Origin of the sequence: Lacinutrix mariniflava (genome assembly GCF_001418015.1) — a bacterium.
Classification (GTDB): domain Bacteria; phylum Bacteroidota; class Bacteroidia; order Flavobacteriales; family Flavobacteriaceae; genus Lacinutrix; species Lacinutrix mariniflava.
Genome location: NZ_LIQG01000026.1, coordinates 621,488 through 638,767 on the forward strand (window position 1 = coordinate 621,488; position 17,280 = coordinate 638,767).

At 31.7% G+C, this 17,280-nt stretch carries 16 protein-coding genes; 7 read left to right on the forward strand and 9 right to left on the reverse strand.

From position 1 onward, the window contains the following. Positions 1-2: 2 nt before the first annotated feature. Positions 3-1,586, reverse strand: coding sequence for a hydroxymethylbilane synthase (gene hemC, locus ASC44_RS09715; protein ID WP_055447407.1), 1,584 nt, complete (start codon positions 1,584-1,586; stop codon positions 3-5). Beyond that, positions 1,579-2,838: a glutamyl-tRNA reductase gene (gene hemA, locus ASC44_RS09720; RefSeq protein WP_055447408.1), complete on the reverse strand. Its 1,260-nt coding sequence runs from the start codon at positions 2,836-2,838 to the stop codon at positions 1,579-1,581. The genes hemC and hemA overlap by 8 nt, the downstream gene beginning before the upstream one ends. Before the next feature lie 177 nt (positions 2,839-3,015). Between hemA and ASC44_RS09725 the strand changes: the two genes are divergently transcribed. Next, positions 3,016-3,918: a helix-turn-helix transcriptional regulator gene (locus ASC44_RS09725; protein WP_055447409.1), complete on the forward strand. Its 903-nt coding sequence runs from the start codon at positions 3,016-3,018 to the stop codon at positions 3,916-3,918. Here ASC44_RS09725 and ASC44_RS09730 read toward each other — a convergent pair. Then, complete coding sequence (locus tag ASC44_RS09730) at positions 3,915-4,490, reverse strand: hypothetical protein (RefSeq protein ID WP_055447410.1); 576 nt, start codon at positions 4,488-4,490, stop codon at positions 3,915-3,917. The two genes, ASC44_RS09725 and ASC44_RS09730, sit on opposite strands and share 4 nt — an antisense overlap. Positions 4,491-4,499: 9 nt before the next feature. Next, entirely contained in the window at positions 4,500-7,973 is a 3,474-nt protein-coding gene (locus tag ASC44_RS09735; protein ID WP_055447411.1) for a TraB/GumN family protein, read from the reverse strand. Between the two features lie 175 nt (positions 7,974-8,148). Between ASC44_RS09735 and hemH the strand changes: the two genes are divergently transcribed. From hemH to ASC44_RS09760, 5 genes are all read left to right on the forward strand, one after another. Then, positions 8,149-9,177 (forward strand): ferrochelatase, encoded by a 1,029-nt coding sequence (hemH, locus tag ASC44_RS09740; RefSeq protein WP_055447412.1) that lies wholly within the window; start codon positions 8,149-8,151, stop codon positions 9,175-9,177. A 2-nt stretch (positions 9,178-9,179) separates the two neighbouring features. Beyond that, a complete protein-coding gene (locus tag ASC44_RS09745) occupies positions 9,180-9,728 on the forward strand; it encodes a CopD family protein (protein ID WP_055447413.1) in 549 nt (182 codons plus the stop codon). A gap of 81 nt (positions 9,729-9,809) precedes the next feature. Further along, positions 9,810-10,187: a hypothetical protein gene (locus tag ASC44_RS09750; protein ID WP_055447414.1), complete on the forward strand. Its 378-nt coding sequence runs from the start codon at positions 9,810-9,812 to the stop codon at positions 10,185-10,187. 2 nt (positions 10,188-10,189) lie between these two features. After that, positions 10,190-11,641, forward strand: coding sequence for a sensor histidine kinase (locus tag ASC44_RS09755; protein ID WP_055447415.1), 1,452 nt, complete (start codon positions 10,190-10,192; stop codon positions 11,639-11,641). Positions 11,642-11,738: 97 nt separating this feature from the next. After that, positions 11,739-12,521, forward strand: coding sequence for an enoyl-CoA hydratase/isomerase family protein (locus ASC44_RS09760; protein ID WP_055447416.1), 783 nt, complete (start codon positions 11,739-11,741; stop codon positions 12,519-12,521). 120 nt (positions 12,522-12,641) lie between these two features. Here ASC44_RS09760 and ASC44_RS09765 read toward each other — a convergent pair whose 3' ends face one another. Beyond that, the gene (locus ASC44_RS09765; RefSeq protein ID WP_055447417.1) at positions 12,642-13,238 is read right to left on the reverse strand and encodes a hypothetical protein; all 597 of its coding nucleotides are present in this window, start codon (positions 13,236-13,238) and stop codon (positions 12,642-12,644) included. A 203-nt stretch (positions 13,239-13,441) separates the two neighbouring features. Here ASC44_RS09765 and ASC44_RS09770 point away from each other — a divergent pair, with 203 nt between their 5' ends. Beyond that, positions 13,442-14,311 (forward strand): AraC family transcriptional regulator, encoded by an 870-nt coding sequence (locus tag ASC44_RS09770; RefSeq protein WP_055447418.1) that lies wholly within the window; start codon positions 13,442-13,444, stop codon positions 14,309-14,311. 48 nt (positions 14,312-14,359) lie between these two features. On the opposite strand, the gene ASC44_RS09775 is transcribed toward ASC44_RS09770, so the two are convergent. The 4 genes from ASC44_RS09775 to ASC44_RS09790 all read right to left on the reverse strand — a co-directional run bounded on the left by ASC44_RS09775 (position 14,360) and on the right by ASC44_RS09790 (position 17,272). Continuing rightward, positions 14,360-15,016: an HD domain-containing protein gene (locus tag ASC44_RS09775; protein WP_055447419.1), complete on the reverse strand. Its 657-nt coding sequence runs from the start codon at positions 15,014-15,016 to the stop codon at positions 14,360-14,362. Between the two features lies 1 nt (position 15,017). Continuing rightward, complete coding sequence (locus tag ASC44_RS09780) at positions 15,018-16,004, reverse strand: acyl-ACP desaturase (protein ID WP_055447420.1); 987 nt, start codon at positions 16,002-16,004, stop codon at positions 15,018-15,020. A 4-nt stretch (positions 16,005-16,008) separates the two neighbouring features. Then, on the reverse strand, positions 16,009-16,746 hold the full coding sequence (locus ASC44_RS09785) for a lysophospholipid acyltransferase family protein (protein WP_055447421.1): 738 nt from the start codon (positions 16,744-16,746) through the stop codon (positions 16,009-16,011). 115 nt (positions 16,747-16,861) lie between these two features. After that, the gene (locus ASC44_RS09790) at positions 16,862-17,272 is read right to left on the reverse strand and encodes a BrxA/BrxB family bacilliredoxin (RefSeq protein ID WP_055447422.1); all 411 of its coding nucleotides are present in this window, start codon (positions 17,270-17,272) and stop codon (positions 16,862-16,864) included. Positions 17,273-17,280 lie beyond the last annotated feature (8 nt).

Sequence of the window (17,280 nt, forward strand, 5' to 3'; positions counted from 1 at the left end):
TTTTAAACGTAATGCTCGTTTACCAACTCGATAACACTTTCTACCGTTGGTACTTTTGCAATTCTAACATCTTTAAAATGTTTACTAGCTTCTTTTGCTGTAGATTCTCCAATGCAAAAAGCAATGGTTTTATCTCCAACGTTATTTTCTTGCTTATAACTTTTTACTGTCGATGGACTGTAAAACATAAGTCCTTCTACAGAATCATCAACCTTTACGCTGTCTAGCTTTGTTTGGTAGGCTTCAACTTCGTTAACGTTTATGTTGTTTTCTTTAAGAATAGTTGGTAAATCGTCTAACCTTAAGTCACTACAGAAATAAGTAACTTCGCTACCATCCATAAACTCAACTAAGTGTTCTGCTAATTTCTTAGCATTGTTTTCACTGTGTTTAACTTCTCCAATTCTTTTTTCTATCATGCGTTTTGTACGACGACCAACACAATAAATGTTTTTGAATTGTAGTTCTATTGGAGAAAAGTTGGTAAGTAGTGCTTCAATAGCATTTTGACTTGTGATTACAACATTTTCTATTTCGTTTTTTAAGTATCTTGGAGCAATTCTGTTTAAATTAATTTTAACAAAATCACTGCTTTCAGCAGTTACTTTTTCGTGAAATAATAAGCGCTGATCTTCTGTAAAAGACTTGGTAGAGTAGATGTTTGTTGGCCTGCTAGTTTGCTTCATAGCATCCATTAAACTCTTGCCTCCTTTACCTATTACATAGTCTGCACACCATTGTGCAATATCTCTATGCTCTCCTAATATTTTAACACGTTCTACAGTAATTTTTTTAGTTCCGTTAGGGCTTAATAAAATACCTTCGAAATGTACTTCTTCATCTTTTATGTAACATAATGCACCAATAGGAGCGGTACAGCCACCTTCTAATCGGTTTAAAAACTCACGCTCTATTTGCGTACAAATTTCTGTTTCTTCGTCATTAATTTCAGCTAAAATAGCTAAAAGCTCTTCGTCTTCTTCAAGAGCAGTTGTCATAATTGCACCTTGACCAGGAGCAGGAACCATCCATTCTAAATTATCTGCAGTTTCAGGACGTACATCTAAACGACCCAAACCAGCAGCTGCAAAAATAGCAGCATCCCAATTTTCACTACTATCTAATTTTTCTAAACGCGTGTTTACATTTCCACGAATATCTACAATAGTATGTGTTGGGTAACGGTTTAGCCATTGTGCTTTTCTACGTAAACTACTAGTAGCAATTACGGCTTCACGGCCACCTAAAAACTCTTCGGTACCTTTAAAAACGATAGTGTCACGAACGTTTCCACGTTTCATAACTGCAGCCTGTACAATACCTTTTGGTAAAACTGTAGGGACATCTTTTAACGAATGCACAGCAATATCAATATCGCCATTTAGCATAGCAATGTCCAAAGTTCTTGTAAAGATTCCAGTAATACCAAGTTCGTATAAAGGCTTATCTAAAACTATATCGCCCGTAGATTTTATAGGAACAAGTATAGATTTATGTCCTAAATGTTCTAATTGTTGTCTTACAGCTCTGGCTTGATAAAGCGCTAACTCACTATCGCGAGTTCCAATTCTTATTATTCTAGACATTCTTTATTGGTTCTAACTGAAACACTTTTTGAATAAGTTCCAGGCTATCGTTTGTAGAAATTGCTTCGTCTTTTAAATGGTGAGCGAAGTGATTTGTTATTTTTTGAATGAGTTTATTGCTAATTAACTCTGCTTGTTCTTCGTTAAAATTTGCTATTTTTTTGCGTTGTGTGTCTAATTCTGCCGTTTTAAACGACTGTAATTTTGTTTTTAACGCTTTTATTGTAGGAGCAAATTTTCTAGTTTCCAACCAACTATTAAATTCAGTATTTACTTCTTTAATAATAGTTTCGGCTAATGGAATATGTTGTTTTCTGTTTTCTAATGTTTCATCGGTAATTTGCGATAAATCATCTAAATGTATAAGCTTAACGTTGGTTAATTCTTGAACGTTTTCGTTTACATTCTTCGGAATTGATAAATCTAAAATTAATAAGTCTTTTTTAGATTGAATAATATGCTTGTCGATTGTAGGATTTTGAGCTCCTGTTGCAACAATTAAAATATCTGAAGCATTAATTTCTTCTTGAAGATTTGCATAATCTTTTACAATTAAATTAAATTTTCCTGCAATGGCTTCAGCTTTATCTTTAGTTCTGTTAACTAAAGTTATATGTTCGTTTTTGGTATGTTTAACTAAATTTTCGCAAGTATTTCTGCCTATTTTTCCGGTACCAAAAAGTAGAATATTTTTATTTGTAACATTTTCAACATGCTTCATTATGTATTGCACAGAGGCAAAAGACACAGAGGTTGCACCAGATGAAATGTCGGTTTCTGTTTTTATACGTTTACTTGCTTGAATAACCGCATTTACTAATCTTTCTATAAAATGATTAAGTAAATCGTGTTTTTTAGAAATTCTCGCAGCAGTTTTTAACTGACTTATTATCTCGAAGTCACCTAAAATCTGACTATCTAAACCAGAACCAACGCGAAACATATGAGAAATGGCGTCTTTGTTTTTGTAAACATACGCCACTTTTTGAAACTCTTCAACAGTTCCTTTTGTGTTATCGCAAAGTAATTGGATGAGCTGAAATGGATGTTCTGCAAAGCCAAAAATCTCTGTTCTATTACATGTAGATGTTACTATTAAGCTCTCGATACCATTGGTCTTAGCTTGATTTAGTAAGTTGTTTTTTGCGTCTTCGCTTAAACTAAAATTACCACGAATTTTGGCATCAGCTTTTTTATAGCTTAAGCCAATCGCATAAAATGTTGTTCCTTTTGAAATGTGATATTGTTTCATAATCTATCCTTAGCAAAATTAATATCTCACTTTGCTATAAAACAACGCTAAAAGAACTAATAGTGTCGCTTGTGGTTTTTTTGCGTTGTTTTTTAATTAAAATCATGAAAAGTACTATATTTGCTTACGTTGCAAGCGTTATTCGTTTTGTAATTTAGAACAAATCTAAATAGAGTTATGTTACATTCAGAAAACAAAATAGACAAAAGTATCGCTAAAGGTTTTTTTATTGAAACTCGTGCGGATGATGGTGTTTTTATTTTAACGCACCAAAATGATACACAGGAAGTTAAGACTATTGAGCGTGAGATAGATAGTAGCTTTATTCAGTTTCATTTTTGTTTAAAGGGAGAGAGTCAGTTTTTGTTTAATAATGGTAGCTATACTTTAAATGTAGCCGAGGAGACTTCTTTATTATTATACAACCCTGAACGCGATTTGCCAATACATTTGGAGGTAAAACCTAATTCTTGGTTAGTTTCGGTGTTAATTTCTATTAAAAAATTTCACGGATTATTTTCTCAAGAAGCGGATTATATTACATTTTTAAGTGGAGATAATCGCGATAAAAAATATTATAAAGATGGTAAAATTTCACCTTCAATGGCAATTGCATTAAACCAGTTGGTGAATTATAATTTAAACGCCTCTATTAAAAACATCTATTTTAAAGCTAAAGCATACGAAGTTTTGAGCTTATATTTTAATAGAAATGAGGAGGCAGATATTGAGCAATGTCCATTTTTAGTAGATGAGTCTAATGTATTAAAAATTAGAAAAGCAAAGGATATTGTAATTTCTAGAATGGCAGAACCACCAAGTTTACAAGAATTGGCAGATGAAATTGGTTTGACTTTAAAAAAGCTAAAAGAAGGTTTTAAACAAATTTATGGTGATTCTGTCTTTAGTTTTTTATTAGATTATAAAATGGAAGTTGCTCGAAAACTTTTAGAATCTGGTGCCCATAATGTTAATGAGGTGGGTTTAAAAATTGGCTATAGTACGTCTAGTCATTTTATTGCTGCTTTTAAGAAAAAGTATGGGACTACACCAAAGAAATATGTGCAGTCTGTGGGTTAAAATTTTTGGGTTAAATAAACGAGTATAAATATCCAGCCTAAATACAGTATGGTATATGCTAAGGAGTAAAGCATAGAAATTCTTATTTTTCCTTTAGTGATTGGTGCTTTGGTAAAAACTAATTTCAAGGCTCTAAAAAATAACCAATAGAGCATCATAATTATTATAAAGATAGAGAACCAAAGAGCAATTTCTATTAAAATGAGTAATAGAAAAATTAATATTGTCATTGCTACCCAAACTAAGACGGATATTATAATTCCACCTATTCCATCACCACCTTCGAAAAACGGAAGGTCTGGCATTTCTCCAGATGAAGGAATGTAATTACCAACTTCATAACTTTTAAAATTTGGGAAATTATCTCTTAGGCCAATTCCTTTATAGAGACCATAGGTCATAAATAAAAATAGAACCGTTCCAATTATGGCTAATGAAATATAAAAATTGGAAGTAATAGATCGGTCATGATTTTCGCCATTTAGGTAAACAGTAAGAATGGTGATTAGTATAACAATTATCGAAATAATAAATACAGATTGACCTTTTAAATATGTTTTGGCTGCTTTCAAAATTGTACTTTACCTTCTATTAATACGTTTTCTGGTCTTATACTTTACCACGTGTAAAATGTCTTCTATAAGCTCATCTTCTTTTTCGTTCTCATCCATATAATTACCATTATAACCAGATTGAAAGTAGATATCTGTAACCAACTCATTTTGTTTTTTAGGCTCTAAAAAAGCAACATAGTATAGTTTTTTAGAATCACCATACTCGTTTTTAGTGTCTAGTTTAAAAAAGTACATAGTTCCTTTTTTACCGCTGTCTGTCTCAAATTGTTTTTGAGTTAAAAAGGAAATAGAATCTCTTCCTGTTTCAATTTTTACAGTACTAAATAAATAGGATTTAGCGTATTTATGCTGTGTTATTTCTTGAGTTAAGTAAGGATTTTTAAGGTTTAAAGCATACAGTTTATCTACTAGAAGCGCTTGGTTTTTATAGTCGTCTAATGTTTTATTTTTAAGCTTTACAGGAATACGCTCTTTTGCTTTTTCTAAAAGTGAATAATAGGTCGTTAGCGCTTCGGCATTTTCACTGTCTATTAATTTATCGAAAAAACTTTCGGCTGAAGATTCTTTTCTAAATGGGAAAATTAATTTTACATAACTATATAGCGCGCTGTTTCTAGATTGGTAGCTGGTTTTTTGACTCAAACTGCGTTTAATTTCAATTTTTCCATCGTTAATAATAGTCTTTTTATACTTTTTATAATCTTTTGGTTTTATAATACTACTGTCTTTTAATCGCGCTAGTAATTTGTAAACAGGTTCTTTGTACTCTTGAATGCTAGTGTATTCTAAAAGCTCTGGAAACAAGTCCTTTTTAAGTTCTAAGGAGTCCTGGTAAGTGTAGAAAAGCGATTTTACGTCGTATTCTTCTAATGGTAAGTCTTTTTGCATTAAAGCTAAGACATCCTTGTAAGCTTTTTTGTTTTTCTTATTTAAAAGTGCCTTTAAAATGGTAGTTTGAATTCTAGGACTAGAATACGAGTGTGCATATAAGTGTTTTAAATAAGGTATCGTTTTAGTATCGTCTAACTTAATAAGTTCATTAATTAAATTTGTTTTTATAGTTTGTTTGTTTTCAGGGAACTGGAAATTGGTGATCAGATCCATAATAGTATTGGTGTGCGATGTATTAAATTTTAATAGATCGTAAGTATTCATAACAATACTGTCGTCTTTTTTTAATGCTTCAAAAAACCGTTGTGTTTTATCTTTAAAAATCGTTTCTCCCATAATAGTATCTATAGGTTTAAATGTTTCGTAGAAATTGGTAATAAAAGGCGATGGTTTATTTTTAGAATCGTTTAAAGATTTTATGGTAAATAAGACTCCTTTTTTAACAATATGCTTCACTTTTATTTCTTTTACACTAAGCGAATCTGTTAATGTGTAGCTGTAAGTATAGGTGTCGTCTTTTTTTGTTTTCTTCTTATTACTAATTTTAAAAAGTTTAGCCTCATCACTTTTATATTTAGGTAATCTAGCATCATCCATTTCTTGCCACAAGCTATCAATATTGCTATACATTTGAAAATCATGAAACTTGGTTCTTATAACAAATACGTGTTCGTTTGCTTTAGAGTAATAGCTAGCTTGTTTTGTTTCTGGTTCGTAGTCTTTTCGCTTATTTTTGTTGTACCGATTATAACCTGAGACTACGGGTTTTGTGTTTGTTAATACAGTAAAGTGAAGAGAAGTATCTGTTTTTGTTTCGAAGTTGTCATGCTTAATTTTATTAAATTTAAAAGAATTAAAAAAGGCAGTCGCTTTCGTTTTCTGCTTACCAGAATAACCCAATAAGTAATAACTACCATCTTTTACAATGGTTTTTAAATGAATTTCTCTATCTGAAATACTATCAAACTTAGCAACAGCTTCATAGCTTTTATAAGTTCCATTAATAAATTTGCCAGACATAGAGTGCTCAATCTTTAAATCTCTAAAAAAGCTTTCTGTTATGTATTTTGCTTCAAAGGCATCTTCTTCAATATAATAAGTGTCTTGATTTACAGATTCTTTTACAAAATAGTAATCGTCATCAATATTCCCTTGAATTAGTTTGTTTCCAGCATTTTTAAGATTGTCTTGCGTGTTAAATTTAGGTAACAAAACTTGATATTTGCCATATGGAGATTTAAAGGTCTCTATAGTTTTTGATGGTGTTTTAAAGCTAATGGATTGAAAGACTTCTTTTTCATAATCTAAAACATAGTTTTTAGGGCCTCCAAATTTTATAACAACGATTTCTAAAGGTGTTTTGTAAATATGATACTTCTGGTAATCTCCTTTTTTTGTTTTGTTTAAAATGCTTAAACCAGGAAAAGGTGTTGTTATTTTTTCTTTTGAAATAATATCTCCAGGAATATCCTCGAACAGAAAATTTTCTAATCGGTCTAACGAAATGTCTTCTTCGCTTGGTAAATAATCGAATAAATTAAACTTGCTAATGGTTAAAAAAGCACCATTAGTCATGTCTGGTGAAACAGAAAATTTTTGTCCGTTGTAGAAAAATTCTTTTAAATCACTAAAGCTTTTTATTGTTAAGAAGCCATCTGTAGTAGTGTAGCTTTTTAAAATGGGAGGTGCAATAAAATCTTCTATCGCTTGTTTTTTTGTTTGCCCAGTTTGTGTTTGTTCACTCAATAGTGCTTTTACGGTGTAGCCTTTGTCTTTAAGCGATTTTAGCATGCCACGTTCTCCAGGTAAGTGTGCTGCGCCAACACCGGCAAAAACAGTTTGCTTTTGGATAATACTGTCTAAAACGGTCACCATATTGTCATTACGAATGTATAGCATGTTTTCTCTAAAATACTGCGTATTAGAGGCCTCTCCAATAGAATCTAAAAGTGCTAAATTACGTTCTCGATATGTGTTTTCTTGTAGCAAATTAGGACTCTCTTTTTCGTAAATTTCTGTTAACCAAGGATCTGTTTTTTTCTTGTAAGCGTTCGTGCTTGCTTTGGTAGTTAAATACTCAGCTTCATTTAAATCTTCAAGGCTTACAATAGGTTTGTTTTTCTTTTTACCTGCTTGATAAATAAACATATCTAGATAAGTTTCTTCTTCAAAATTATCTGTTTGTGAATTCTTTCTATATAAATAACCGTTAAGCATACGGTTATCTTGGCGAATGGCACTTCTAATTAATAATTCGTTTGGATGTTTTAAGCTAAATTTAGAGGTGTAAAAACCATCTCTATGATTACTACTAAGGTTTTGAGGTGATAGAGTTACAGCTTCATAACTATGGTCCAACCATGTAGAAGGGTCACTTTCTAATGCAATGACTTCGCTTTCTGCTAAGGCATTAAAAAACACATCGTCTAGTCTAAAAGCCACTTTTTTGCTAACATGCATTGTGCCGTAGATGTAAGATGGTTTTTGTAAACCATTACCCGAAATTTCCCAAAGTAAACTCTGTTCTTGTTCTTGAGAAAAACCTAAAAAGCAAAAAAACGTGGTTAGTATAGCGAAATATTTGTGCATAAATAGGTGTGAAATGAACTATAAATATATTTATTTAAGTTTAATTATTTAGTAATTTAACGTGTTTATAACATATGCAACGTTTTAATCTGTGGTTTAATATGTTTTAGTATTGTATTTTTGTAAAAAGAAAAATGTAAATTTTCGCTTCTGTGGAAAAGAAAAATAAATAGTAATGAAAGGAATACTACTCGTAAACTTAGGGTCGCCAGAAAGTCCAGAACCTAAAGATGTAAAAAAATATTTAGGCGAATTTTTAATGGATGAACGCGTAATAGATCTTCCATTAATAGCTAGAACAGCTTTAGTTAAAGGAATAATATTAAACACAAGGCCTAAAGCGTCTGCTGCTGCATATAAAAAAATATGGTGGGAAGATGGTTCTCCATTAATAGTGCTGTCTGAGCGCTTACAAAAAAAGGTGCAAGAAGAAGTAGATTTTCCTGTAGCATTAGCCATGCGTTATGGAAGTATGACTATTAAAAAAGGCTTGCAGGAATTGGTAGACAAAGGTTGTGATGAAGTATTTTTAATTCCATTATATCCACAATTTGCAATGGCAACAGTAGAGACTATTGTTGTTTTGGCCGAAGAAATTAGAGCAGAATATTTTCCGAAGTTAAAAATTGAGTCAATAAAGCCATTTTATAACAATCCTGAATATATTTCTGCTTTAGCAAACAGTATAAAAGACGACTTAAAAGATAAAAAATACGAACATTTATTGTTTTCTTATCATGGAGTTCCTGAAAGACATATTCGTAAAAGCGATATTACAAAATCGCATTGTAAAATAGATGGTAGTTGTTGTGAAACAGCAAGTAAAGCACACGAGTTTTGCTACCGTCACCAATGTAAAGAAGTAACACGTTTGGTTGGTGAGTATTTAAAGTTAGAACCAGATACGTATTCTACATCGTTTCAATCGCGTTTAGGTTTCGATCCTTGGTTACAACCTTATACAGATAGAACTATCGAACGTTTAGGTAAAAAAGGTGTTAAAACAATGGCGATTGCAACACCTGCTTTTGTTAGTGATTGTTTAGAAACCTTAGAGGAGATTGCTATGGAGGGTGAAGAGATTTTTCATGAAATGGGTGGAAAAGATTTTACAACAATACCATGTTTAAACACCAATAAAGATTGGGTTTCGTTTCTTGCAAATCAAATTAACGAATGGTCTAAAAATCCCGCTCAAGCTTAATTATGGAGTATTATAATTACATAAAAGCACTGCATCTTATTTTTGTAATTACTTGGTTTGCTGGCTTGTTTTATATTCCAAGACTGTTTGTGTATCAAATAGAAGCATCTCACAAGCCATCGCCAGATAAAGAGATTTTAGGCAAACAATTAAAATTAATGGCCAAGCGTTTATGGACTATAATTACTTGGCCTTCTGCTATTTTAGCACTATTTTTTGGGTTGACTTTATTTTATTTAAATCCATACCTTATACAAAACGATTGGATGCAAGTAAAACTTGGCTTCGTTGTCTTGCTTATAATTTATCACTTACAGACGCATGTTTATTTTAAACAATTACAGAATGGTATCGTAAAAAAAACCTCTGGGTTTATGCGTTTATGGAACGAAGGTGCAACATTTATTCTTTTTGCAGTTATCTTTTTAGTGCTTTTAAAAAGTGCTTTTAATTGGATTTTTGGAGTTATTGGTATTTTTGTTTTAGGGCTTCTTTTAATGTTAGGTTTTAAATCTTATAAGCGTATTCGTAATAAAAATCCAGAAGCTTAAAGTTATACTATTATAGAAATATTGAAATTTACCGACCACGCGTTTGGTTTGATTATTGCTATATTTAAGAAAATTTAATTTATGAGATTCCTGCTAATTCCTACAATTCTATGTTTTGCATTTAGCAGCGCAATAGCTCAGAATGTTGATTTACCAAAAAATCCAAAACCTGGAAAATGCTATGAACGCTGCTTTTATTACGATAAGCCTATAGAATGGAAAGAGGTTGATTGTAAAAAATCTAAAGCTACTGGGTCTAACGGAGTAAATGTTTTTCATGTTAGAAAAACAGATGAGGAAACTACTAAATTTATTACATATCAAAAGCAATTAGTAGATTTAGGTTACACTTTGGCAGCAAATGGTATTTTAGATGAAAAGACTATAAAAGCACATCATAAATACTTAAAGTTTAAAAAGAAACAAGACCGTAAAGCAAAACGTACAAGCAGAAAATAATGATGAAATTAAAGAAACTGTCTTTACGTCTTAGAATATTTATAGCAATGATTTTGCTGGTATTAATATCTTCAGTATTAATAGCTGCGGTTGCCATCTATCAATATAACGAAGAAACTCAAGATTACCATAAACAACGTTTAGATCGAAAAGAAACAGCTATAATTAGAAGTCTGGACTTTGTTATCCGTGAAACTTCTTTTCCTGTTATTACAGAAAACGTTCCTCTTATTTTTAAAATGAAAATTTATGAAGTAGCAGAGGTGCATAATATTCAAATTAACCTATACGATTTAGAAGGGTCATTGCTTATTTCGTCTAAAGCAGATATTAATGAAGAAGTTATTGCAAAATGTTTAAACCCTAACGTTTTAAACACCCTATCTAATACTGCGGAACATCGTTTTGAAGAAAGAAGAGAAGAAGGTGAAGAAATCTTTAGATCAAGTTATCGTTTTATTACAGATTCAAAATTTAAAGACTTAGCTATTATTAACATTCCATATTTAGAGAAAGATGATTTTCTTGCTAAAGAATTAAATGAATTTTTAGAGCGTTTAACTTATACATCCTTAGTTGTGTTATTGATGGCAGTTATATTGGCATTTTTCTTATCACGATATATTACCAAACCAATTAAGGCCATTAGTGAAAAAATGAATGCCACACGTTTAGAAAAGCGTAATGAAAAAATTAACATTGAAGACACGAGCGAAGAAATCTCAACACTTGTAAATTCTTATAATAGAATGATTGATGAGCTTGAGGAAAGTGCAGTGCAATTGGCAACAAGCGAGCGGGAGCAGGCTTGGCGAGAAATGGCAAAACAGGTAGCGCATGAAATTAAAAACCCGTTAACTCCAATGCGATTAACCGTACAGAGTTTTCAACGAAAATTTGATCCTGAAGATGAGAATATTCACCAAAAATTAGATGAATACTCTAAAACCTTAATTCAGCAAATAGATACCATGAGTGCTATTGCAGGTGCTTTTTCTAACTTTGCTAAAATGCCAGCTCAAAAAAACGAAATGCTTAACGTAGTTGAAGTTGTTGATTTAACGCTTGATATTTTTAGCGAAAATTATATAACATTTCAATCTGATAAAAAGGAAATTATAGCGAGTTTTGACAGAACACAGCTTATTCGAGTTGTTACCAATTTAATTAAAAATGGAATTCAAGCCATTTCAGAAGAGAGGCTGCCTCAAATAACTGTGAATGTATATGAAGAAGAAGAAAATATAAAAATTACAGTTTCAGACAACGGAATTGGAATTTCAGAAGAAAATAAATCTAAAATATTTGAACCTAAATTTACCACAAAATCTAGTGGAATGGGATTAGGTCTTGCAATGGTTAAGAATATTGTAGAAACTTATCATGGAACTATTACCTTTGTTTCACAAAAGAATGAAGGCACAACTTTTACAGTTGTTTTTCCAAAAGTATAAATAAATCTGTTTGTCATCCTTGTTTAAATTTGGAGCAAATAAATAAAATATAAATATTAAATTTTTCGCTTCCGCGGAAATAAAAAACAGTTTTAAAATGGCATACGAAAACATACTATCAGCATCTCAAAATGGAATTACAACCATAACAGTCAACAGACCTTCAAAGTTAAATGCTTTAAACAAAGCGACTATTAAAGAGCTTCATGACGCATTTGAAACTGCGAATGATGATAATTCTACTAAAGTCATAATCATTACAGGAAGTGGTGAAAAAGCTTTTGTTGCGGGAGCAGATATTAGTGAATTCGCAAATTTTAATGTAGATAATGGAGGTAAATTAGCAGCTAAAGGACAAGAGTTATTATTTGACTTTGTTGAAAATTTAAGCACTCCAGTAATTGCGGCAGTAAACGGTTTTGCACTTGGTGGAGGATTAGAATTAGCTATGGCAGCACATTTTAGAGTGGCAAGCGATAATGCAAAAATGGGATTGCCAGAAGTTTCTTTAGGTGTAATACCTGGTTATGGAGGAACACAACGTTTGCCACAATTAGTTGGTAAAGGTCGTGCTATGGAGTTAATAATGACTGCAGGAATGATAGATGCTAATACGGCTAAAGATTATGGTTTAGTAAACCATGTAGTTTCTCAAGAAGAATTAATACCATTAGCCGAAAAGATTGCTAGTAAGATTATGCGCAATTCTTCTGTAGCTATTAGTAAAGCAATAAAAGCGGTAAATGCTAACTACAAGGATGGTGTTAATGGTTTTGAAACAGAAATAGAAGAGTTTGGTAATTGTTTTGGAACCGAAGATTTTAAAGAGGGAACAACAGCGTTTTTAGAAAAACGTAAGGCTGAGTTTCCTGGGAAATAAACTTAAGATTGTAAATTAATTAAGAAGAGTATATAACATAAAAAAGTGAGCCGAAAGGCTCACTTTTTTTAATTAACTAACTAAATTAATTGGGTGTTAAACTCTAACCAATATTAGAGTCTAAAGGTTTATGCTATTTGAAAATGTTCTATTTTCTGTTTTAATTACAACTACATATTCTCCTATTTTTGTAGCGTCTAACTCGTAAGCTTTTTGAATGTTTACAGTGTTGCTTATAGTTTCATTATGAATTAATTCCATAGAGCCATCGTTGTCATAATAAATAGATAGGCTAACCGGCTTTGCATTTAAAGATAATGAAGATACAAAAACAGTGTTTTCTTTTGAAGATACGAAAGGTTTAAAAATCTCAGTTTTATTATTCTTATTAAATGTTACTACATTGTAGTCTACTTTAAAAGGAATAACCTCAATTACCATGTCTTTGTTAAGTTCAAAATAATAATCTCCATTTGGTAATGCAGTTAAATCGAATCCTTTTTTATAATCTCCAGATTTAGTAATGTCTTCTTTGTAAAGAATAACCTGGTTTGCATCTTTAATTAATAATTGTTGACCTTCTTTTACGTTATTTAAAGTAAGTACTGTTTTTTTAATGTTGTCATCTTCATTTAATGGAGAAACATTGTTTGCGTAGTTTACCATTGTTACTAATACAGCAACTAATAATATACTTTTTTGAATTGCTTTTTTCATAATCTTATTTGTTTAATATTTACTCTGCAAAGATAGAGGCAAAGGTTCATGTAGAAAACGTCTATTTTGGCTTATTTGTGTACTAAATTAACAGATAGATATAATTAGGCATGTATGAAAGGTAATTTTGATAATAAAAAAGGTAATTTAGCATATATTTAAAAATAGAATAACAATTAATTTTACATTAAAATAATTACGCATTGAAAAACAAGCCTACATTAGAGAAAATTTCACCTGGATTTGGAAACTCCATTGTTGCAGTTAATAAATTGAAGAAAAGGAAGAGAGACCAAGCCTTTTGGCATTTTCATCCAGAAATAGAATTGGTTTATGTAAATAAAGGAAAGGGAAGAAGGCATATTGGAAACCACATGTCTTATTTTGATAACAGTCAACTTATTTTAGTTGGATCTAATTTGCCTCATAACGGATTCGAAAATAGGCTAACAGCCAAAGGGAAAGAAACACTAATACAGTTTCATCCAGATTTCTTAGGTAAGGATTTTTTTAGCTTACCACAAATGAGTAGTATCTCGTTGCTTTTAGAACGTGCTAAAATGGGATTACTTTTTAAGCCAGAAACAAAAGAGAAGGTAGGAGAGAAAATAACAAGATTACCAAGGTATGAAGGTTTTAAACGAGTAATTAAGTTACTCGAAATACTTCATATTTTAGCAGAGGCAGAAGATTATGTGTTGTTAAATGCAGACGGTTATGCCTTTGAAGCTCAATTACAGGACAATACTAAAATAGATGTTGTTTTTAAATACGTTTATAGTAATTTTAAAGAGCATATAAGTTTAGATACTATTGCAGAGCAAGTAAGTATGACTGTTCCTGCCTTTTGTCGTTATTTTAAAAAAGCAACAGGTAAGACGTTTACAAAGCTAGTTAATGAATATAGAGTTGTGCATGCTACAAAACTATTATCTGAAAGCCAAATGAGTATTACAGATGTTTGTTTTGAATGTGGTTTTAATAATTTCTCACATTTTAATAAGTTGTTTAAAGAAATAACAGGTAAGAATGCTTCTAAATATAGAAGTGAGATAAAACAGATAATACAATAATTTTAAAATATAAAATTACAGCATTAGAAGTGGCGAAGGAAAATTAAGCTATTTTTCACCATTAACTTCTGCATGAAATTGATTTAAAAACGAAAACATATAATTATGGCGTTCTAGAGCAATTTCTTTACCGGTTTTAGTATTCATTGTATCTTTTAATAGCAGCAATTTCTCATAAAAATGATTAATTGTTGGAGCAGTAGAGGCTTTGTATTCTGCTTTAGTCATATTAAGATTAGGCTTAATATCTGGATTATAAAGTGCTCTGTTCTTAAACCCGCCATAATTAAAAGTCCTTGCAATACCAATAGCTCCAAGTGCATCTAATCGGTCTGCATCTTGAACAACTTGTAATTCTATAGAATTAAAAGCGTCCGTTTTACCAATATTAGAGCTAAAAGAGATGTTTTCAATTATAGCTACTACGTGCTCAATAATAGAAGAGTCTACATTGTGTTCTTGTAAAAATGTTCGTGCTTTTTTAGGACCAACAGTATCATCTCCATTATGAAACTTGCTATCTGCAATATCATGTAATAAAGCGCCTAAAGCGACTATTTCTAAGTTTACTACCTCGCCTTTAGAAATAAGTAAAGCATTGTTGTAAACACGTTCTATATGAAACCAGTCGTGCCCACCTTCAGCATTTGCTAATTCTTTTTTCACAAATGCTTTGGTAGCTTCTATTAAAACAAGGTTAATCATGCTATAACTTTGCAGGTTCAACCCATTTAAATTGGTAAGAGTTTTCAGGAATCTTTATTCTATCTGCTAAACGTAACATTCTTGAAGGTAATTTCATTAAGTAGTCACGTGCTTTTTCAGCTTCGTCAGTAAGACCAGTAATTTTGTCTATTTCCCAACGTTTAGTAAGCTTCTCTAAAATTTCAATATAATCTAAAGAAGTATACACACCAATACGTTGAGCTGTGTTAGAAAACTCTTCGAAAACAGTACCTATTTTTCCGCCAGATTCTCTTAAAAAATGAGCAGGCATTGTAATTTTTTGCTTCATCATGTATTGAAAAGCAAGCATCATTTGGCTTGGATCTACAGCAAAAATACGTTCTACAAATTCGCTGTAAGCATGGTGATGTCTCATTTCGTCACCAGCAATAATCTTACACATTTTAGACAATTGTTTATTACCTTTTTGTTTCGCTAATTTAGCAACACGGTTGTGAGAAACGTATGTTGCCAACTCTTGAAAGCTAGTGTAAACAAAGTTTTTATAAGGGTCTTGAGCTGTGCCAATATCAAAACCATCTGCAATAAGATGCTGTGTGGTCTGTTCTATTTCTCTCATATTAACACGACCAGAAAGGTATAAGTACTTATTAAGCACATCACCGTGACGGTTTTCTTCAGCAGTCCAATGTCTTATCCACTTTGCCCAACCGTTTCTACCACCTTGGTCTACACCTTCAACATCCATTAACCAAGATTCGTAGGTTGGTAATGCTTCTTCGGTAATCATATCACCAACTAAAACCACCCAGAAATCGTATGGTAATTCTTTAGAGAGCTCTCTAATTTCTTTTACTTCTTCCAAGAAATTTGGACCTTCAGAATTTGGTAAAAAATCTGTAGGTTGCCATATCGTTTCAGGCGGAATTAAATATTTTTCTATTAGTGACTCTATGTCTTTTTCTAAAAACGACATCACTTCTAATCTTACATTTTTTAATGACATAATCTTAAAGTTTTATACTGTTTTTTATAGTGTTTTCAATATGTGCTAATAACAATTCCTGTGTTTCAAAATCGCTTGGTTTAACAGGTTTATGAGCCTCAAAAGTTAAGTGATTACCAATACCCATAGGAAATTTTCCATAGCGTAAATTTTTCCAAGAATTATTAATCGTTACAGGAACAATAACAGCACTTGGTATATATTTTATTAGTGTTTCCAAACCTTTAGTTTGAAAATGTTTTGGTTTTCCATCGCGACTTCTAGTGCCTTCCGGAAAAATAACAGCTGCTCTGTTTGTAGTTTCTATATAATCTGCAAATTTTCTAATAGCAACAATAGCTTGTCTCGGGTTTTTGCGGTCTATTAAAGCCGATCCTCCATGTCTTAAATTATAAGATACACTCGGTATACCTTTTCCTAATTCCTTCTTACTAACAAATTTTACATGGTGTTTTCTAAAATACCACATTAATGGCGGAATATCTGCCATACTCTGGTGATTAGAAACAATAATTACAGGCTGAGAAGTGTCTAATTTGTATGGGTTTATAAAAGTATGCCAAGTGCCTAAGCAATTTAAGCAACGCATTAAAAAAAACTGTAAAATATCAACACTGTTTTTAAGTGCCTTGTAGCCCAGTACATTAAAGCAGAACCATTGTATTGGATGAAAAACAAGTAACGACAACCCAAAAAATAGGTAATACAAACAAGTTAATGGATATGCTAAAATTTTTCTCATTTTCGACAAGCTAATTATATGTCAAAAATAGAAAAACCACGTTTAAAAAACGTGGTTTTTCTATAATACTTAGTTTTAAAAACCGCGAATTAAATACTGTAAGTGTATTTAATTACTAGCAATGCTCGTTATAAGCATCTACAAGGTTTTCTGCAATTAATTCTGCAGGACGACCTTCAATATGATGGCGCTCTAACATGTGTACTAATTCTCCATTTTTAAACAAAGCCATACAAGGCGAGCTTGGAGGAAAAGGTACCATATGGCCTCTTGCTTGGTTAACCGCCTCTTTATCTACACCTGCAAATACAGTTACAATATTAGTAGGTTTTTTATCATTATTTAAACTCATTTTTGCACCTGGACGCGCATTTGCTGCTGCACAACCACAAACCGAATTTACAACCACTAACGTAGTTCCTTCTCTTTTTATAGCCTCGTCAACAGACGCTGCTGTATGTAATGCTTCAAAACCTGCGTTTGTTAAATCTTCGCTCATAGGTTTTACCATTTCTGCTGGATACATATCTTCTA

Bases quoted from the DNA above. Each gene is read 5' to 3' on its own strand.
- ASC44_RS09745 (WP_055447413.1), top strand. From the start codon at position 9,180: ATGGAGTATTATAATTACATAAAAGCACTGCATCTTATTTTTGTAATT.
- ASC44_RS09785 (WP_055447421.1), bottom strand. From the start codon at position 16,746: ATGAGAAAAATTTTAGCATATCCATTAACTTGTTTGTATTACCTATTT.
- hemH (WP_055447412.1), top strand. From the start codon at position 8,149: ATGAAAGGAATACTACTCGTAAACTTAGGGTCGCCAGAAAGTCCAGAA.
- ASC44_RS09725 (WP_055447409.1), top strand. From the start codon at position 3,016: ATGTTACATTCAGAAAACAAAATAGACAAAAGTATCGCTAAAGGTTTT.
- ASC44_RS09790 (WP_055447422.1), bottom strand. From the start codon at position 17,272: ATGTATCCAGCAGAAATGGTAAAACCTATGAGCGAAGATTTAACAAAC.
- ASC44_RS09735 (WP_055447411.1), bottom strand. From the start codon at position 7,973: ATGCACAAATATTTCGCTATACTAACCACGTTTTTTTGCTTTTTAGGT.
- ASC44_RS09755 (WP_055447415.1), top strand. From the start codon at position 10,190: ATGAAATTAAAGAAACTGTCTTTACGTCTTAGAATATTTATAGCAATG.
- hemC (WP_055447407.1), bottom strand. From the start codon at position 1,586: ATGTCTAGAATAATAAGAATTGGAACTCGCGATAGTGAGTTAGCGCTT.
- ASC44_RS09775 (WP_055447419.1), bottom strand. From the start codon at position 15,016: ATGATTAACCTTGTTTTAATAGAAGCTACCAAAGCATTTGTGAAAAAA.
- ASC44_RS09780 (WP_055447420.1), bottom strand. From the start codon at position 16,004: ATGTCATTAAAAAATGTAAGATTAGAAGTGATGTCGTTTTTAGAAAAA.
- ASC44_RS09765 (WP_055447417.1), bottom strand. From the start codon at position 13,238: ATGAAAAAAGCAATTCAAAAAAGTATATTATTAGTTGCTGTATTAGTA.
- hemA (WP_055447408.1), bottom strand. From the start codon at position 2,838: ATGAAACAATATCACATTTCAAAAGGAACAACATTTTATGCGATTGGC.
- ASC44_RS09760 (WP_055447416.1), top strand. From the start codon at position 11,739: ATGGCATACGAAAACATACTATCAGCATCTCAAAATGGAATTACAACC.
- ASC44_RS09750 (WP_055447414.1), top strand. From the start codon at position 9,810: ATGAGATTCCTGCTAATTCCTACAATTCTATGTTTTGCATTTAGCAGC.